General features: G+C 38.6%; 19 protein-coding genes and 5 tRNA genes. 13 read left to right on the forward strand and 11 right to left on the reverse strand.

Going from position 1 to position 17,012, the window contains the following annotated elements; genetic code table 11:
• The first annotated feature begins 60 nt into the window (after positions 1-60).
• The 5 genes from G5B98_RS08875 (at position 61) to frr (ending at position 3,040) form a co-directional block, all read left to right on the forward strand.
• A complete protein-coding gene (locus tag G5B98_RS08875; RefSeq protein ID WP_084109905.1) occupies positions 61-759 on the forward strand; it encodes a Bax inhibitor-1/YccA family protein in 699 nt (232 codons plus the stop codon).
• The gene (locus G5B98_RS08880; protein WP_194167689.1) at positions 752-1,135 is read left to right on the forward strand and encodes a thiamine-phosphate pyrophosphorylase; all 384 of its coding nucleotides are present in this window, start codon (positions 752-754) and stop codon (positions 1,133-1,135) included. Before G5B98_RS08875 ends, G5B98_RS08880 begins: the two co-directional genes overlap by 8 nt.
• Positions 1,136-1,201: 66 nt before the next feature.
• Positions 1,202-1,531, forward strand: a complete 330-nt coding sequence (gene secG, locus G5B98_RS08885) for a preprotein translocase subunit SecG (protein WP_021091090.1) — start codon at positions 1,202-1,204, stop codon at positions 1,529-1,531.
• Between the two features lie 2 nt (positions 1,532-1,533).
• Positions 1,534-2,493, forward strand: a complete 960-nt coding sequence (locus G5B98_RS08890; RefSeq protein WP_196086724.1) for a polysaccharide deacetylase family protein — start codon at positions 1,534-1,536, stop codon at positions 2,491-2,493.
• Complete coding sequence (gene frr, locus G5B98_RS08895; protein WP_072595202.1) at positions 2,483-3,040, forward strand: ribosome recycling factor; 558 nt, start codon at positions 2,483-2,485, stop codon at positions 3,038-3,040. Before G5B98_RS08890 ends, frr begins: the two co-directional genes overlap by 11 nt.
• A gap of 470 nt (positions 3,041-3,510) precedes the next feature.
• Here the strand turns inward: frr and G5B98_RS08900 are convergent.
• The 5 genes from G5B98_RS08900 to G5B98_RS08920 form a co-directional block, all read right to left on the reverse strand.
• Positions 3,511-3,600: transfer RNA gene (locus tag G5B98_RS08900), tRNA-Ser, on the reverse strand.
• Between the two features lie 58 nt (positions 3,601-3,658).
• Positions 3,659-3,814 carry a hypothetical protein gene (locus G5B98_RS08905; protein ID WP_021091097.1) on the reverse strand — a complete coding sequence of 52 codons (156 nt, stop codon included), beginning with the start codon at positions 3,812-3,814 and terminating at the stop codon, positions 3,659-3,661.
• Between the two features lie 32 nt (positions 3,815-3,846).
• Positions 3,847-3,920, reverse strand: a tRNA-Cys gene (locus G5B98_RS08910).
• Positions 3,921-3,926: 6 nt separating this feature from the next.
• A tRNA-Leu gene (locus G5B98_RS08915) sits at positions 3,927-4,013 on the reverse strand.
• An 8-nt stretch (positions 4,014-4,021) separates the two neighbouring features.
• Positions 4,022-4,096, reverse strand: a tRNA-Gly gene (locus G5B98_RS08920).
• Between the two features lie 105 nt (positions 4,097-4,201).
• Between G5B98_RS08920 and G5B98_RS08925 the strand changes: the two genes are divergently transcribed.
• The 7 genes from G5B98_RS08925 to G5B98_RS08955 all read left to right on the forward strand — a co-directional run bounded on the left by G5B98_RS08925 (position 4,202) and on the right by G5B98_RS08955 (position 9,347).
• A tRNA-Ala gene (locus G5B98_RS08925) sits at positions 4,202-4,277 on the forward strand.
• 102 nt (positions 4,278-4,379) lie between these two features.
• Positions 4,380-5,114 (forward strand): spore coat protein, encoded by a 735-nt coding sequence (locus G5B98_RS08930; RefSeq protein WP_196086725.1) that lies wholly within the window; start codon positions 4,380-4,382, stop codon positions 5,112-5,114.
• A gap of 75 nt (positions 5,115-5,189) precedes the next feature.
• A complete protein-coding gene (locus tag G5B98_RS08935; RefSeq protein ID WP_196086726.1) occupies positions 5,190-6,314 on the forward strand; it encodes a PepSY-associated TM helix domain-containing protein in 1,125 nt (374 codons plus the stop codon).
• A 71-nt stretch (positions 6,315-6,385) separates the two neighbouring features.
• The gene (locus G5B98_RS08940) at positions 6,386-7,408 is read left to right on the forward strand and encodes a ribonucleotide-diphosphate reductase subunit beta (protein ID WP_009494790.1); all 1,023 of its coding nucleotides are present in this window, start codon (positions 6,386-6,388) and stop codon (positions 7,406-7,408) included.
• On the forward strand, positions 7,398-7,886 hold the full coding sequence (locus G5B98_RS08945) for a hypothetical protein (RefSeq protein WP_196088169.1): 489 nt from the start codon (positions 7,398-7,400) through the stop codon (positions 7,884-7,886). Before G5B98_RS08940 ends, G5B98_RS08945 begins: the two co-directional genes overlap by 11 nt.
• Positions 7,887-8,654, forward strand: a complete 768-nt coding sequence (locus tag G5B98_RS08950) for a carbon-nitrogen hydrolase family protein (protein ID WP_196086728.1) — start codon at positions 7,887-7,889, stop codon at positions 8,652-8,654.
• 60 nt (positions 8,655-8,714) lie between these two features.
• Positions 8,715-9,347, forward strand: a complete 633-nt coding sequence (locus G5B98_RS08955) for a protein-L-isoaspartate(D-aspartate) O-methyltransferase (RefSeq protein ID WP_196086729.1) — start codon at positions 8,715-8,717, stop codon at positions 9,345-9,347.
• A gap of 36 nt (positions 9,348-9,383) precedes the next feature.
• Here G5B98_RS08955 and G5B98_RS08960 read toward each other — a convergent pair whose 3' ends face one another.
• The 6 genes from G5B98_RS08960 to G5B98_RS08980 form a co-directional block, all read right to left on the reverse strand.
• The gene (locus G5B98_RS08960) at positions 9,384-9,968 is read right to left on the reverse strand and encodes a hypothetical protein (RefSeq protein ID WP_107691590.1); all 585 of its coding nucleotides are present in this window, start codon (positions 9,966-9,968) and stop codon (positions 9,384-9,386) included.
• Between the two features lie 262 nt (positions 9,969-10,230).
• A complete protein-coding gene (locus tag G5B98_RS08965) occupies positions 10,231-12,228 on the reverse strand; it encodes a TonB-dependent receptor domain-containing protein (protein WP_196086730.1) in 1,998 nt (665 codons plus the stop codon).
• Between the two features lie 225 nt (positions 12,229-12,453).
• Complete coding sequence (recJ, locus tag G5B98_RS08970; protein ID WP_196086731.1) at positions 12,454-14,028, reverse strand: single-stranded-DNA-specific exonuclease RecJ; 1,575 nt, start codon at positions 14,026-14,028, stop codon at positions 12,454-12,456.
• Positions 14,018-14,140, reverse strand: coding sequence for a hypothetical protein (locus tag G5B98_RS09545; RefSeq protein ID WP_257638069.1), 123 nt, complete (start codon positions 14,138-14,140; stop codon positions 14,018-14,020). Before G5B98_RS09545 ends, recJ begins: the two co-directional genes overlap by 11 nt.
• A gap of 239 nt (positions 14,141-14,379) precedes the next feature.
• A complete protein-coding gene (locus tag G5B98_RS08975; RefSeq protein WP_196086732.1) occupies positions 14,380-14,931 on the reverse strand; it encodes an NAD(P)H-dependent oxidoreductase in 552 nt (183 codons plus the stop codon).
• A 105-nt stretch (positions 14,932-15,036) separates the two neighbouring features.
• Entirely contained in the window at positions 15,037-16,671 is a 1,635-nt protein-coding gene (locus G5B98_RS08980) for a CTP synthase (protein ID WP_087578046.1), read from the reverse strand.
• 125 nt (positions 16,672-16,796) lie between these two features.
• On the opposite strand from G5B98_RS08980, the gene G5B98_RS08985 reads away from it, so the two are divergent.
• Entirely contained in the window at positions 16,797-17,012 is a 216-nt protein-coding gene (locus G5B98_RS08985) for a DUF4492 domain-containing protein (protein ID WP_087580468.1), read from the forward strand.

Here is a 17,012-nt window from a genome sequence, read left to right on the forward strand (position 1 = left end):
TTTTATTCATTGTTTAATTATTTTAGGCTAAACTCATTCAAAAATTCATAAGGAGATAAAATGAGTCTGTATGATAGGAACTACGCAAAACAAAATCAAGAAGAACTTGCGTACTCTCAAAGCTCACTAAGCACTTTTATAAAACAAACTTATCAACTTTTTGCAGCATCGCTACTTTCAGCAACAGCTGGCGCTTATGTAGGTATTAGCATAGCTGGCGTTTTTGCGGCAAATAGATTTTTGTTCTGGGGACTTGTAATAGTCGAGTTTGCACTACTTTTTGGCTTAATGGCAGCTAAACGCAAAGAGGGATTAAATTTAATACTTCTATTTGCGTTTACTTTCATAAGTGGCCTTACGCTAACTCCGCTACTTTCAGCGATCTTGGCTATGCCAAGTGGAGCTGGTATTGTAGCTCAAGCATTTGGACTAACAACAGTTGCTTTTGGTGCATTAAGTGTCTTTGCAATGAATACAAAACGTGACTTTACAACAATGGGTAAAATGTTGTTCATAACTTTAATTGTTATCGTTGCAGCAGCTATTATCAATATCTTTGTTAAAAGTACAATGTTTCAACTTGTAATCGCAAGTATTTCATCGATCTTATTTAGCGCATATATACTTTTTGATACGCAAAATATTATCCGTGGAAACTATGAAACACCAGTTGAAGGCGCAGTTGCTTTGTATCTTGATTTTGTAAATCTATTTACATCACTGCTTCAAATTTTAGGAATTTTCAACAGGAATGACTAAAGATGAGCGCATCTATCGAGTAATAGATGCGAACCTAAATAGGCTAAAAGAAGGGCTTCGCGTTGTTGAAGATATAAAAAGATATGTCTTTGATGACGCTAAGCTCGCCTACAAAATAAAATCCCTCCGCCACAAGGCAAAGATCCCGCAAAAAGAATTTTTAAAATTTAGAAATTCTCAAAACGACGTTTTAAAAACTAGCACAAAAAGCGAGCAAGCTAGAGAAAATTTAGACGAGATAATCACTGCAAATTTCAAGCGCGCCCAGGAAAGCGCTCGCGTGCTTGAAGAGTGCTTTAAGCTCATAAATTTAGAACAAGCCGAGCTTTTTAAAAGCATAAGATACGAGCTTTATGAGCTTGAAAAAGAACTTTAACTAAAAATTTAAATCTTTTCTTGTATAATCGCAAACAATTATTTTTAAAAATTTAAAGGAAATTTCGTGAGTTTAATATTTTTGATCTTACAGTTTGCTCTAGCTGTCATCATAACTATCGCTGTTTTACTTCAAAAAAGCTCATCTATCGGACTTGGGGCATATAGCGGAAGTAACGAGAGTCTTTTTGGAGCAAAAGGACCAGCTGGATTTTTAGCTAAATTTACTTTTATCGTAGGTATTTTATTTATCTTAAATACACTTGCACTTGGATACTTCTACAATAAAGATCTAAAACGCTCTATCGTTGATAGCGTCGATAGTAAATCTCTAGTCATACCAAAATCGAACGACGTACCATCAGCTCCTAGTGCACCACAGACTCCAGCAAAATAACAATGATAAAAACACTTTTAGCGTCATTCTTGACGCTAACATTTGCTTTAGCAGACGCTCATATTTTAGTCTATCATCGCTTTGATGATCCAAGACATACAAGCACTGATATTTCTATTAAAAATTTAAGAGAGCAGTTTGAATATTTCAAAAATAATGGCTATGAAGTCGTTAAACTTTCAAAGTTAGTCGATGCTGTAAATGCTGGCGAAAAAATACCTGATAACTGGATCGTCATCACTGTAGATGATGGTTATAAAAGTTTCTATGACAAGGCCCTTAGTGTATTTAAAGAGTATAACTATCCATTTGCACTAATGCTTTATGTGGAAGCCAGTGCAAATAAATATGGCGATTATTTGGATTTTGATCAGATTAAAGAACTTGAGGCCTACGGCGAGATCGGCTACCACTCATACGCGCACCCAAGGATGACGAAGCTTAGCGACGAGGCACTAAGAGAGGATTTTCAAAAAGGCGTAGAGACCTTTGAAAAACATATGGGTTATAAGCCAAAATTTTTTGCAGTGCCATACGGCGAGATCGATAGTCGAGTCGTAAAACTTGCAAAAGAATTTGGTTTTTTAGCGCTTTTAAATCAAAACTCAGGTGCAGTTTCAGACAAGAGTGATGTTTACGATCTTTATAGAACACCAGTAATGAACGGTACCAAAATAGCACTGACTTTTAATAGCAAATTTCTAAATGCCCAGTGGATATTTCCGGATAGCTATCCACAAAATAATGCAATAGACAAACTCATTATAAAAACTGATACAAATGCTAGCGAAGGTAGTTTTTTCATGACTGGCTTTAATGGCTTTAAAAAGGTACCTATGACAAATGGTGTTTTTGAGTGTAAATTTAACCCACCGCTCGATAAACGCAAAGTTTTAATATCACTAAAAGTAGATTATCAACGAAGTACAAAACTTCTAATAAAGGACATCAATGCTAAATAAAATTTACGAAACACAAAAAGAAGGCTGCGAAAAAGCAATAGCTTCATTAAAACGTGACTTTACAACGCTTAGAACAGGCAAGGTAAATATTAATATCGTAGATCATGTAATGGTTGATTATTACGGCTCACCAACTCCACTTAACCAAGTAGCCACTGTGCTTACAAGCGACGCTTCAACTATCGCTATCACACCTTGGGAAAAGAGCATGATAAAAGCGATCTCTTCAGCTATCCAAGCAGCAAATATCGGTGTCAATCCAAATAGCGATGGTGAGAGCGTTAAGCTATTTTTTCCACCTATGACTGTTGAGCAACGCCAAGAAAACGCAAAACATGCAAAATCAATGGGAGAAAAAGCCAAAGTCAGTATAAGAAACGTAAGAAAAGATGCAAATGATGAAGTCAAAAAGCTTGAAAAAGACAAAGCTATAACTGAGGACGAGAGCAAAAAGGGACAGGATGAGGTTCAAAAGATAACTGACACCTACACTGCAAAAATCGATACTCTTGTAAAAGAAAAAGAAGCCGAGCTTTTAAAAATCTAAAATTTTTAGAAATTTTTCCTTATCTAGCTACTTTTATGTAGCTAGATATTCTCTCAAAATAATATTTCAAAAAAATATTTATCAGCAAGTAGTTTAATTTTTTGTCTGTTGTGTTTTATCTATTAAATATAAATAGATCCTAACTACATAAAACATAGCCACCACTTTGTCTTTAAACTATTTCCATGGATTGCTTTAATTTAAATTTTTATTTTGGATTCGTCTTAAATTCTTTATTCAATATTATTAATTTTACATATATTATTTTAAGAATTTAAGGCAGCTAAAAATAAAATATAAAAACTCTTAAACTTTCCATTATCTTACAGTATCTTACTTTGAATAAGTAATTTTATACTATTTTTAGTTTTAGTAAATTTTAGACTAAATTTTTATAAAAATTTTCTTATAGCCATTATGAACAATAAATCTAGGTAATGCTTTATAAAATATACAAGAAATTAGATAGGTGGCCGGGAGATAGGGATTCGAACCCCAGGAGGCTTTCACACCTCAACGGTTTTCAAGACCGCCGCTTTCGACCGCTCAGCCATCTCCCGAATTAAAGATTTGTGATTATAACCAACTTTGCTTAAAATTTACTATAATCTCTAAATTTTACTCTGTTTTTTCTTTAATATATGTAGCTCCATCATTTATCTTTTCTTTGGTCCATTCTTTAGCATTATGAGTATCTTCTTTTACGCCATGCCAAGTATTTGAACAACCAGCTACAAAAAATGCTATACAAGCTGCTAAAAGTAAATTTCTCACTGTTATTCCTTCGAGTAGTTATTTTTGAAGTTTGGAGGCGACACCCGGATTCGAACCGGGGATCAAAGCTTTGCAGGCTCATGCCTTACCACTTGGCCATGTCGCCATATCGTGGTGCCCGAGACCGGACTTGAACCGGTACGGTAAAAACTACCGAGGGATTTTAAGTCCCTTGCGTCTACCATTCCGCCACTCGGGCTAAGTTAATGGAGCGGGAAACGAGATTCGAACTCGCGACCCCAACCTTGGCAAGGTTGTGCTCTACCCCTGAGCTATTCCCGCGTTAAAGTTTGCAATATTATCCAAAAATTGCTTAAAATTTTATTTTACTAAAACGAATTTCAAAATATTGTAAGCCATAAAAAGATAAAATGCCAAAATCTATTTGGGGTTATAGCTCAGCTGGGAGAGCGCTTGAATGGCATTCAAGAGGTCGGCGGTTCGATCCCGCTTAACTCCACCAGTGCTTTACTATCTCTTTTGCTTAATATATTTTCACTACTTTTTACTAAAATTTACGCCACATATATGTAAAAATTCAGATTTCTTTCGCTAAATTACAAATATGCAAAATTTAAAACAATATGTCAATGAAATTTTAAAAAGTCATAGTGACGGCAATGATCGTATCTTTAGCTTTGAATTTGATGGACAAAAATTTTGGTTAAAACGTATTGAAAAAAACATTGAAGGTAGTTTTTTAACTAAAATTTTCAAGCCAAATCCTTATAAATCATTTACCAACGAAATAAAGAAACTTGAAATTTTAAACGAAGCCAAAGCTCCTGCCCCAAAACTCATTCTAAAAAGTACTGAGTTTTTCGTGATAGAAGATGTCGGTGAACCGATTTCTCGGCTTTTTAAGTATAGCAACGATGAAAAATTTAAACATGAAATTCTACTAAAAGCGGCCCACGCGCTAGCTGGACTTCACGCATTAAATTTTGCGCACGGACGCCCGGCTCTTAGGGACATTGCCATAAAAAATGATGAGATAAAATTTTTAGACTTTGAGTCAAAATTTTTTAGCCATGACCTAGAGCTTCAAAAGTGTCGCGATCTGCTTGTTTTTATAGATGAGTTATTTCGTTTTAAAATTTCAGACGAGTTTGCAAGCGAAGTCATTAGCGAATATTTGGCAGCCGGAGGGAGTGAAATTTATGCGCGCTCACTACAGCTAATTATAAAATTTAAACCACTTTATCACTTACTAAAACCATTTAAATCTCTAAATAAAAAGGATCTAAACGCAGTCATCAGAACCTTTGAGTATCTCTTGCCTATCGCTCAAAATAAATAGCAAATTTCTTACCAAATTTATCTCCTATTAACAAAAAACAAATTAATATTCGCTATTAAAATTTAAAGGAAAAAAATGTTTTTAAAACGAGGAAAAATCATTTTCAACATCCACCTAATAATCGGACTAATTGCGGCTATTCCGCTAATATTTATGACTCTTTCAGCACCATTTGCGTCTTATAGAGAAGAGATCAAAAGTGCGATAAATAAAAATTTTATAAACCTAGTTCCTAGTGAAAAAGAAAATTTAAGTTTAAATGAACTCCTAGCTAAAGCAAAAAGTGAGATTCAATTTGATACGCTTGAAAGCTTACAAATAGGTGGAGCAAATGAAGCTTATCGTATAAGCATTACAAAGGATAAAAAGCAATTAAATTTCTTCATAGATCCAAGAAGTGGCGAAGTTATTAGCGAGGACTGGGGTGAGAAATTTCGTATCATTATCTTAAGTCTTCATAGAAATTTAGGACTTGCCTTGCTTGATAGCAAAGTACCAGCCAATATCGGCAAACAAATAGTTGCTATTAGCTCTATCATCATGGCTCTGCTTGCTATCAGTGGCCTCATCCTCTACGCACCAGCGATCAAGCGAAATTTCTTAAATTCGCTAAAAATTAAACCAAAAGCAAAGGGCTACGCCTGCTTCTATAATCTTCACACCGGCCTTGGCACCTACGTGGCAATCTTGCTTGTGGTGATGTCACTAACTGGACTTTACTGGTCTTATGGCTGGGTGAGAAGTGGCGTAAATAGTATATTTTTTGACCTAAAAACAGCTCCAATGAAAAAAAGTCTACCACAATCAAATTTACTCCCAATAAGCGACGAGAAATTTAAAGAGATCGAGACTGCGAAGCAAATTTTTAAAGAAAATGTCACGCTAGAGCTAAAATCGCTCACGATAAACGTACCTGAAAATAATCAAACTACCTACACTATAAACTACGAAACAAGTGAGAGCCAAGTGGGCAAACTAAAACTTGACGCGAGCGCTGGTAAGATCAAAGAGAATAAACTTGTTAGCAAGGCTGAAAGCATTCCAGAGGCCAAAAAGGCTGGGCGAAAAGTGCTTAGCTTGCACACTGGAGAGATGTTTGGCGAAATTGGTCAGGTAGTGTTTGCCGTATCATGTGTGATCGCAGTTTTACTAATCATAACTGGCTTTTTGATGACCATAAAAAGGACTAAGGCACTCTAAATAAAAGTAAATTTTTACCTTGCTTTGGGTAATATTTTAAGAAATTTTTACCACAAACAAGAGAGAAATTTATGAACAGAAAACGCATCTACAACCCAAGTTCAAATGAAAATTTGACCGACAGAAGAGTCTTTAACGGCAACCCACACGGTATTTTAAATTTCACCAAGGCAAAATACGAGTGGGCGTTAAAGCTTTGGGACCTCATGGAGGCAAACACCTGGTTTCCAAAAGAGGTCGACACCACCGACGATGTGCGCGACTACGCCTACAATCTCACAGAGGCTGAAAAACGTATGTACGACCTCGTCTGGAGCCAGCTCATCTCGATGGATAGCTTCCAGACAAATAACCTAGCTGATAACATCAACCCTTACATCACTGCACCAGAGATCAACGCTGTGCTAAGCCGCCAAGCCTATGAAGAGGCAAACCACAGCAAGTCTTACGCCGTCATGGTCGAGGCGATCTGTGACAACACCGACCTCATCTACGAGATGGAGAAGCATGACGACGTTTTACGCGAGAAAAACGACTACATCTCAAGTGTCTACGAGGAGCTTGCAGGCGAAGTGACTGACGAGAAGCTGCTTCTTGCGATGGTTGCAAACCAAATTTTAGAGGGCATCTACTTTTACAGCGGCTTTACAGCGATCTACGCTCTAGCTCGCGCTGGCAAGATGCTAGGCTCAGCTCAAATGATCCGCTTCATACAACGCGACGAGATCACACACTTGCTTTTGTTTCAAAACATGATAAATTCAGTCCGCAAAGAGAGACCTGACCTCTTTACGCCTGAGACTGAGGCAAAAATTTATGATATGTTTGAAAAAGCTGGAAATTTAGAGATCAAATGGGGTAAATACATCACCCAAAACCAAATAATGGGCTTTACAGACGATATCATCGAACAATACATCCACTATCTCATCGACCAGCGCCTAGTTGCGATCGGTCTAAAACGCAAATACAACGTCGCTCATCCGATCAAATGGGTCGATGACTTTGCGAAATTTAACGACCAAAAGTCAAATTTCTTTGAAGCAAAAGTGACAAACTACAGCAAGGGAAGTATAAGCTTTGATGACTTTTAAAAACGGCATCTTAGCCCTTTTCTGCGTACTTTTTGTAGGGTGTGCGAGCAGCAATCAAAGGATAATTGATCAAGCAAATAAAAATAATCTCGAAAATTTCTACGCCTACAAGCTTGTTAAGGTAAAAGAGACAAGCCAAGCAGAAATCTATCAAGAGATGCCAAACGGCGAAATTGCACCAAGTTTCGCACCGCTAGGATCTGTGCTAGGAAATGACGTGATGCTTGGCATAAACAAACAGTGTGGCTTTGAAGCAAAAGACCTAAAAGAGGTAAGAGTAGTTTCACATGATGAGGATATAGGTCTTGGCTTTGAGGTCTGGGTTTTTAATGATCCACTCTCCCAGAGAGATGATAAAATCACAGCTATAAGCGTCATTTTAAAAGCTACACCAAACATCGGTGGTACGGATATAAACTGCAAAATTCCAAAAGACTGCCACGACGAAAAACCTATGACATTTGTATTTGGAAAATAAATGAGCGAAAATTTAAACCTAATAAGCCTAACTTTAAAGGCAAAAAATGCAACAGATCGCCTAGAAGAGCTTGCAACTTTAGTTGAGGCTGCGCCTGAAAACTCACTCATTCTTGCAAGCGAGCTTTGCATAAGTGGATATGATTTCGACGGCTTTTTCGCAGGGGCAAACAAAGCGATGCTTGGTGGCATGATAGGCAGCTTTGATGCAATGCTGCTTGAACGCTTGCAAGAGGCGCTTAGCCCAGATAAATTTCTTGGTTTTACGCACCTTAGTAGCCTAAATAAAAGTGCTGGCCTTGCTAAAATTTCAAATCTAAATCCGCACCAGCCAAAAATTTATAACCAATTTTTGCTTCTTAACTCAAATAATGTCTTTCATTCACAATTTAAAGCCGAACTTTTTAGGCCAAATTTAGAGCATGAAATTTTTGCCGCTGGCGATGTGAGCGATATAAATGCATTTGATTTTAGAGGGCTAAAGCTTGGGGTGCTAATCTGTTTTGAACTACGCGATAGCAAGCTTTGGGCAAAGCTAAAAGGATGTGACATCATCATGGTACCTGCCATGTGGGGTAAGGCTAGAGAGGATGCTTATCTTAGTCTTTGCAAGGCTCTAGCTATCGCAAACAACTGCTACGTCATGATCTCAAGCTCACTTGCATTAGAAGTTGCTGGAGTATTTTTACCAAATGGCACACTTGTTAAAGAGACGATATTTGATGCAAATTTAATAAAAGAGATCAAGACAAATTTAGGGATTTTATAAATTTTAAGATAAGCTTTAAATCGTATAATAACGATTTAATTTTTATTTAGGATATAAATTTTGACTCAACTAGAAGCGATAAAATGCCAAAATTTGGCTAGCGATATAGCCGACGAGATCATGCTAAGTCCGCTTTTGTTCGATGCGATAGCCACCACTGAGCGCGCAATTTTTGTACCAATCACTGCACATGCTTATAAACTTGACGCTCAGCCCATACTGGGCAATCAATGGATTAGCTCGCCGCTAACCGTTGCGAAAATGACAATGGCACTAGAGTGTGAAAATACGGACAACATCCTAGAGATAGGCTGCGGTAGTGGCTATCAAGCAGCAATTTTAAGCAAACTTGCACATAGAATTTTTAGCGTCGAGCGAATAGAGAAACTAGCCATGGATGCAAAAAAACGCTTCGAGGCACTAAAAATAAAAAACGTACATGTAAGGTATGACGATGGCAACAACGGCTGGCGAAGCTACGCACCATTTGATCGTATCCTGCTCTCGGCAGCTGCTGATGAGATCTCGCCAAATTTATTTAAGCAGCTGAAAAATGGTGGAATTTTAGTAGCTCCAATGAAGAAGGATGGCAAGCAATTTATCGCTAAATTTAAAAAAGATAAAGATGGAAATTTAGAAAAAGAGTACTTGGATGAGTGCCTTTTTGTGCCACTTCTTGAGGGTAGAGAGTAGCCTAAAATAAGGCAAAGCCTAAGCCTTGCCTAAATGTTAGAATCTATAAGTATAGCCTGTATAAATTCCTATAGTTGTATCTCTTAGCTGAGCTCCGCTATTTTTCTTATAAAAAGTCTTATCAGCTTTTAAGCCAAACTCGATCGCGTTATGTTCGTCAAATGAGTAAATACCGCCCGCTTTTGCGCCAACTAGCAAGCCTTTGAAATTTTTCTTACTTGTTTCGTTATTAAATCTCTCTCTAACGCTCAAGTAGCCAAGACCTGTGTATCCACCAAGAACGGCTTTAAAATTTTCAGTGATATTTGGCGTATAATCAATACCGCCTAGAAATTTATGCTTACTCCATTTTGCATCTGATTCACCAGCATTTTTCCTGGCTTTAAAGTCATAATAATAACCACCATAAGCTCTATAGCTGTCAAAATCATAACCGCCATAAAAGCCAAGACCATAGTGACCTTTTTTGAAGTTATTTTTCTCACTACTTGCTATGTTTTTTGTTTTGATTTTTGAGTTAAACGAGTAATCACCCTCACCACCAACAAATGCACCTTGAGCTAGTGCAGCTGAGCTTGCCAAAGCTAGAATCAAGCTTGATTTTACAAGTAAATTTTTCATACCTCTCCTTTAAAAAATTTCTGAGATTTTACATCTAAGCTTTTAATCTATATAAAATTTAAATTTAATAAAGCCCTATTTTTATCATCCTTTGGCTTTAAAATTTAATAAGAAATTTTATACCAAGTGCCAATTTATTGCTAATAATAAATGTAGTAAGCGTGAGTATTGTTAAGAATATAAGAGCAGAAATACTTAAATTTAGCACAGCTTTAGGGCAAATCCTAAGCCCACAGCCATGCCAAATTTATTAAGTTAAGCCCTAAAAATGCACCTTAAATTTCGCCCAAAAGCTTCTGCCCGGCTCATAAAGCCTCGTGCCGTTCGGGATAGTCTCGTAGCCTGCGATACCGCCGCCGTAGCCGCCTTTTGAGTTATGATAGGCATATTTGGCGTCGTTTAGATTCTCCGCCGCTAGCAAAAATTGATAATTTTTGTATTTATAGCCCGCGCTTAGCCCCAGCGTCCAAAAGCTATCGCTCTTGCCCAGGTCCATGCCGCCCACGTCGCCGTAGCCCTTTTGCGCGCGGTTTTGCGATGCGTTAGCGTAGAAGTCGGCTTTGACGAACCAGTCGGGCTTTTCTAAGCCGGCGCTTAGTTTAAACGCTAGAGGCGAAACCTTAGGCAGCGCGTCGCCGTCTTTTAGGCCGCCCGCGTTTTTAGTCACCTTGCCGTAGACGTAGGATACGCCGGCACCCAGTCTAAATATGTCGGCCAGTAGCGTATCGCCCTCGATCTCGCCGCCGTATAGTAAGGCATCGGTATTAAATACATTTGATGACATGCCCATAGGACTATATTTTATCATTATGTAATCATCCATCTTAGAGACAAAGAAATTTGCGTTTAGTTCGTAGTTTTTATCTTTTAGCACGGCGCCAAAGTCTAGTTGCGTGTTTCTTTCTTTATTTAGCTTAAGATTATCGTCTTTACTCGTTTCCCAGTGATCTGGCAACCTTTGTGCATGGCCTAGTCCTGCGTAGAGCGTTAAATTTTGCAGATATTTTTCGTATCTAAAAAAGCCTGAGAATAAATTTTCTTTTCTGCTCTTATGCGTTTTTAACAGTTTTCTCTCGCCCGCGTCCAGCCTAAGTCCGCCAAAAAGCCCGTAGTCGTTTTCAAGAACGTATTCGTTTTGAGTGTATATAGTTTTATACGTTACCTTGCGCTCTTTTACGTGGGGCTTTGATACGGCGGAGTCCATTTCGGCTTTAGATACGCCCGCCATACCGCTTCCTGCGCCTCGCCATTTAAACGTATCTTGAGAATATCCCATGCCGATGAAGCTGGTTAGATTATCGAAATTTAACTCGCCTTCTAGCTTAAAGCCGTACATATCGCGTATCGGGTGACTGATGCTATATCCCTTGCCGCGCCCCGTGCCAGGCACCACCGGACGCATGGTGAAGTTGTCCATTATGTGATCGATTTGATGATAGTACGAGCTTAGCCTGATCTTGTGCTCGCCAACGTCTTGTTCAAATTTTAGTCCGAAAGACTTGCGGTCAAACTGCACGCCGTCTCTCATCCTATCGGCATAAGCCGCTTCTCCATTACCCAGATCCGCGCTTAGCTGCAAGGCGGTAGTATCCGTGGGCGTTAGCGTGCCTACGAGCGAAACGCTGTTGCGTTTATAGTGCGTATGCATTTTCTGTCCGTCGCCACTTTTATAATCGCCGCTCTGGTAGTGTCCGCCGGAAATTTCTAAGCTGCCAAGCTCGTTACCCGCCGCTACGTCTGCAGCAGTTTCAAATCCTCTAAAACTACCGCCAAGCACGCTTACGTTTCCTCCGAAGCTCGGTTTTGATAGCCTTGCTATCTCTCTATCGAAAAATATACCGCCACTAATGAGCGCGCCGTATCTAACGTCTTGCGGGCCTTTTACGATGCGAACCGAGCTATAATTTTGCGCCGAGATGTAAGTGATGGGCGTATCCATGCGCATGCCACAACCGCCATTTAGCGTGCTACCGTCGATTAGCACCGGCAGCCTAGCCGCCGTCTGCGAGCGGTAATAAACTTCGCTGCCACCTCCGCCCTTGCGCTCCATCGTAAAGCCGCTCAAATTTAAAAGTGATTTAGCGATGTCGCCATTTTCTAGTATCGCGCCTTTGCCCACTATTTGAGCCTTTGTCGGTTCGTCAAGAACGGACTTTTGTATCTTTGCGGAAACGGTAACCGGAGCCAAGTCTATCGTTTCTTCAGCACCAAGCATTAAATTTGGTACTAAAGCAAATGCTAAAACGTAAGAAATTTTCATGTTTAGTCCTATGAAATTAATATTTAAAATTAAAATTAAAGCAAAAATGAACTTAAACAAAGTATAAATATTTATATAACATTAATTTTACAATACAGAAATTTGACTCAAATAGTATTATTTTAGTTGGACTGCATTAAATATATAAAGAAGCGATTTTGGTGAATTAAACCGAAGCAATCTCGGTTTTATTAAAATTTAGCATTATAAAACCGAGATAAAAATTTATAAAATCTCTTTTATGAGTAGCTGCGGGGTAACAAGTCCGCGGAATGAATTTTTTGATATACAAAAGATAATATCTATCATCTCGCCCACTCTAGCGTGTTTTGTAAAGTTAAAAAATAGAGCCTCAAGTGTTTTATTATCCTTTTGCAAGATGAGCTTTAAGTGATTTTGATCTCTTCCTATAAGTCTTTCATTTTTAACGAGAGCATTTTCTATCTTAAAAACTGGGCGAGGATTCTTCTGTCCGTATGGCTCATAAAATTCTAAAATTTCAAGCAGTTCAAAGTCTATCTCGCTTGGCATTATGTCGCCAAGTAGCTCGTCCGAGCTTTTGCAATCTTGCATATTTAGGCATGAGCAACTTTTATTTATCGCTTCTTTAAATTTCACCAAATTTTCAGGCGCAAGCGTAAGTCCAGCCGCTCCTTTGTGACCGCCATAGCTTGTTAGTAAATTTTCGTGGCTTGCTATAAGAGATAAAATATCAAGCTTACCAATGCTTCTAGCACTACCTTTTGCACGGCCTTTATCGATACTAAAGACGATAGCTGGCTTTGCAAAGTGCTTTGCTAGGCGGCTAGCTACGATGCCTATCACGCCCTCGTGCCACTGCTCGCCCCAAGTGATGATGACTTCATCGTCTTCTTTTACGTCCTTTAGCGAGCACTCAAAGAGTTGGCGCTCCTCCTCTTTTCTGGAGTTGTTAAATTCAATGATCGTATCAAGGTAGTTGTAAGCCTCTTCTATGCTCTTTGCACGCAAAAAGTTAAATGAATTCATCGCATCGTCCATACGACCAGCTGAATTTATAAGAGGAGCTATAAGAAAGCTAATATCATCGCACTCAAATTTTTCCTTACCATAAAACTCTTTTATAGCATGAAATGCGGAACGCTTAGACGCATTTAGCTTACAAATACCAAGGCGAACAAGCATTCTATTCATATCTCTTAGCTCCATCATATCAGCGATTATCGCGATAGCTAAAAGCTCTAAAAACTTGCTCATATCGTAGTTTAGCTTGCAAACATCCTTTAGCGCGCCAACCAAATACCATGCCACTTCAGCACCGCAAATTTCGATATTTGGAAAGTTGCAGTCTTCTTGTTTTGGATTGATGATCGCATAGGCTTCTGGGAGAACAGCTGGAGGCATGTGATGATCAGTGATGATAAGATCGATGCCTTTTTCTTTACAGATAATGGCTGCATCGTTTGCAGAGATGCCATTATCAACGGTGATAATCAAGCTTACATCAGCTGAGAGTTCGTCTATTATCTCAGGATTTAGCCCATATCCATCTTTAAATCTATTTGGAATTTTTACTAGGTAGTCTTTCACGCCAAGATCATCAAAAAACTCAGCCAAAATTACGCTCGAAACAACACCATCAACATCATAATCGCCCACAATGGCTATACGCTCGTTTTTCTCGATCGCTTCTTTTATGCGATTAGCACCCTTGTAAATATCTTTTAAGGCACTTGGTGTTGGAATTTCACTAATTTTTTTATGTATGTCGTTACAAAATCTATGCGCTAGTAAATTCCTTATGTCCTCTTTATTTAGCATGGTTTTGGCAAGAATTTTTAAAGAACTTACCAACTTTATTTAATGCCACTTGTTCACTTAAATTTACACCCATATTGCCAAAAATTTGGCTATAAAAATACTTCTTTTTCATCGCAATCTTTCGTCTTTATTTTGAATGCTTGGATTATATCTTTTTGAAATTTAATTTCTTATAATTTTAAATGAAAGTAAGATTTTAGGGCTCATAGCAAGCTTAAAAGCTTTGTTAAATTGATAGTCTTTACAAATTTAACCCGCCAAAAATAGTAAGTATTAACAAAATTTATACAATTAAATTTATAAATTTTTAAATGGTTTATGCCAGAAAATTTAAACCATTTTTATGAAAATTTATTCTAAATTTCGCAAAAACTCCGCGTATTCTCTAGAGCCTTGCTCTAAATCGTCCTGGCTCGATACGTAGTCCACACCCGGAGTCTCTTCGGCGCCGTAAAATGCGAAAAAGTCGCGGTAATCGGCGCGAAAATAGTATTTAAATGCAAGCTCAAACGGCGTAAGAACCTCGCGCAAGCTAAAATGATAGCGTCCTTGCGGGCAGTAATCGCTCTTTTTGATGCCTGCGGTCACGGCTAGAGCTACCTTGCGCCCCGCTATGCCGTCCGAACCCCGTCCGTAGGCAAAGCCATGCGTCATCACCGCGTCGATCCACGATTTTAAAATCGGAGGGTAGGAGAAGTTGTGAAGTGGAAACTGCAAAACGAGGGCATCGTGGGCTCTGATGAGCTCTTGCTCGCACGCAGCGTCGATACTGCCGCCCCCATAAACCTGCGTCAAATCATGAATGCTAAAGTGCTGCGGCTCTTTGAGAGCCTCTTGTAGCAAGCGTTTGTTTATGACCGAGTTTTGGATATCAGGGTATGCTAAGATGATTAGAGTTTTCATTTTTCTCCTTAAAAATTTATAGAAAGAAGTGGGATTTATTTGGCAAATAATTGAATAAAACAGCAAAATTTTTAAAAGAATTTTTAGAGCCAGATGGCTCTAAATTTAAGATTTGACGTTTTCTAAACTTGCCTTTATAAAGCCTAATATCACAGGATTTGGTTTAGTTAGACGGCTAGTAAATTCAGGATGACACTGCACGCCCACAAACCACGGATGGCCTTTTAGCTCGATAGCCTCTATCAGTCCATCGCTCTCACCGCTTACCAAAAGACCATTTTTCTCAAAAATTTCTTTATATTTTGGATTTGCCTCGTAGCGGTGGCGATGGCGCTCTTTTACGCTCTTTGCATTGCCATAAATTTCAGCTAGAAGCGTCTTTGGTTTGATGTCGCAGTTATATGCTCCAAGCCTCATCGTGCCGCCAAGTGGGCTTGTGTGCGTTCTTATCTGTTTTTTGCCGTGAGCGTCGATAAAGCTATCTATTAGATAGATGATAGGATTTTTGCACTCTTTGTCAAATTCCATAGAATTTGCATCCTCTAAGCCCAAAACATCCCTTGCAAATTCAATTAGTGCTAGCTGCATACCAAGGCAAATTCCAAGATAAGGGATCTTATTTTCACGAGCAAATTTAATGGCTTGCATCTTGCCTAAAACGCCCCTCTCGCCAAAGCCGCCAGCGACTAAGATGCCATCAACGTCTTTTAAAAGCTCATTTACATTGTTCTCTTCTATCTTTTCGCTATCTATCCAGCGTAAATTTACCCTAGCATCCAAATTTGCTCCAGCGTGGATGATACCCTCAGTTAGGCTCTTGTAGCTCTCTTTTAGATCGATGTATTTACCTACAAATGCTATTGTAGTTTCATTTGTTGGAGCGATTATCCTTTTTACTAGGCTATCCCACTTTGCCATATCTGGTTTTAGCTCATTAAAGCCTAAATTTTCAGCGATTGGAGTTAGTATGTCTTGCTTTAAAAATGAAAGTGGAATTTGATAGATACTTGCGCTATCTAAGCTCTCTATAACACAATTTTTCTCAACACCACAGCTTGCTGCGATCTTATCTTTTAGCTCACGGTTTAGTGGCATTTCAGATCTGCAGATGATGATGTCTGGGGTTATGCCTATACGTCTTAGCTCGCCTACACTGTGCTGGGTTGGTTTTGTTTTTAGCTCGCCAGCTACTTTGATAAATGGTACAAGCGTTAGGTGGATATTTAGCGCTCTTTTTTTGCCAACTTCCACCCTTAGCGCTCTTATCGCCTCTAAAAATGGCAAGCCCTCGATGTCACCAACGGTTCCACCGATCTCAACTATGAGTACGTCTTTACCCTCGCCTGCTTTTTTGATGCGATCAACTATCTCGCCAACGATGTGAGGGATCACTTGAATAGTCTTTCCAAGGTAATCGCCTCTTCGCTCTTTTTCGATGACCGAGCTATAAACTCTACCCGTTGTGAAGTTATTATCTTGACTTAGGCTCTCATCTAAAAATCTCTCATAGTGGCCAAGGTCAAGATCTGTCTCCGCGCCATCATCTGTAACAAAAACTTCGCCGTGCTCAAGTGGGCTCATCGTGCCAGGATCTACGTTGATATATGGGTCAGCTTTTAAAACACTTACTTTTAGTCCGGAATTTTTTAAAAGAGTCGCGATAGACGCAGCTGCGATGCCTTTTCCAAGTGAGCTTAAAACGCCACCCGTGATAAAAATGTACTTCGTCTCTTTTGCCATTAAATTTCCTTAAATTTATTTATTTTTTAATTGCGGATTATACCCCTTAAATATTTAGTAAGGCATTAATCGTATAAATTTTAAAAATTATTCTTTAAGTCTTTTTGTTATAGACTTCACAAACTATGATAAAAAACTACCTAAACATCATTGCCTCTTTATATATAGACGGCTTTAAAAACATGAAAATAGGCAAAAAATTATGGCTTCTCATAATAATAAAGCTTATCATCATGTTTGGAATTTTAAAAGCCTTCATCTTTAACGAGACTCTAAATACCAAATTTCAAACCGACGAAGAAAAAAGCGAATTTGTAATTCGTAATTTAATAAAGGAATAA

The sequence above is a fragment of the Campylobacter concisus genome (assembly GCF_015679985.1).
In the GTDB taxonomy this organism is placed as follows: domain Bacteria; phylum Campylobacterota; class Campylobacteria; order Campylobacterales; family Campylobacteraceae; genus Campylobacter_A; species Campylobacter_A concisus_AC.

What these genes read in the sequence shown, in the direction of transcription:
- G5B98_RS08935 (WP_196086726.1), top strand. Translation starts at nt 5,190, where the DNA reads ATGTTTTTAAAACGAGGAAAAATCATTTTCAACATCCACCTAATAATC.
- G5B98_RS08960 (WP_107691590.1), bottom strand. Translation starts at nt 9,968, where the DNA reads ATGAAAAATTTACTTGTAAAATCAAGCTTGATTCTAGCTTTGGCAAGC.
- G5B98_RS08880 (WP_194167689.1), top strand. Translation starts at nt 752, where the DNA reads ATGACTAAAGATGAGCGCATCTATCGAGTAATAGATGCGAACCTAAAT.
- frr (WP_072595202.1), top strand. Translation starts at nt 2,483, where the DNA reads ATGCTAAATAAAATTTACGAAACACAAAAAGAAGGCTGCGAAAAAGCA.
- G5B98_RS08875 (WP_084109905.1), top strand. Translation starts at nt 61, where the DNA reads ATGAGTCTGTATGATAGGAACTACGCAAAACAAAATCAAGAAGAACTT.
- recJ (WP_196086731.1), bottom strand. Translation starts at nt 14,028, where the DNA reads ATGCTAAATAAAGAGGACATAAGGAATTTACTAGCGCATAGATTTTGT.
- G5B98_RS08980 (WP_087578046.1), bottom strand. Translation starts at nt 16,671, where the DNA reads ATGGCAAAAGAGACGAAGTACATTTTTATCACGGGTGGCGTTTTAAGC.
- G5B98_RS08950 (WP_196086728.1), top strand. Translation starts at nt 7,887, where the DNA reads ATGAGCGAAAATTTAAACCTAATAAGCCTAACTTTAAAGGCAAAAAAT.
- G5B98_RS08945 (WP_196088169.1), top strand. Translation starts at nt 7,398, where the DNA reads ATGACTTTTAAAAACGGCATCTTAGCCCTTTTCTGCGTACTTTTTGTA.
- G5B98_RS08930 (WP_196086725.1), top strand. Translation starts at nt 4,380, where the DNA reads ATGCAAAATTTAAAACAATATGTCAATGAAATTTTAAAAAGTCATAGT.
- G5B98_RS08890 (WP_196086724.1), top strand. Translation starts at nt 1,534, where the DNA reads ATGATAAAAACACTTTTAGCGTCATTCTTGACGCTAACATTTGCTTTA.
- G5B98_RS08940 (WP_009494790.1), top strand. Translation starts at nt 6,386, where the DNA reads ATGAACAGAAAACGCATCTACAACCCAAGTTCAAATGAAAATTTGACC.
- G5B98_RS08965 (WP_196086730.1), bottom strand. Translation starts at nt 12,228, where the DNA reads ATGAAAATTTCTTACGTTTTAGCATTTGCTTTAGTACCAAATTTAATG.
- G5B98_RS08975 (WP_196086732.1), bottom strand. Translation starts at nt 14,931, where the DNA reads ATGAAAACTCTAATCATCTTAGCATACCCTGATATCCAAAACTCGGTC.
- G5B98_RS09545 (WP_257638069.1), bottom strand. Translation starts at nt 14,140, where the DNA reads ATGAAAAAGAAGTATTTTTATAGCCAAATTTTTGGCAATATGGGTGTA.
- G5B98_RS08985 (WP_087580468.1), top strand. Translation starts at nt 16,797, where the DNA reads ATGATAAAAAACTACCTAAACATCATTGCCTCTTTATATATAGACGGC.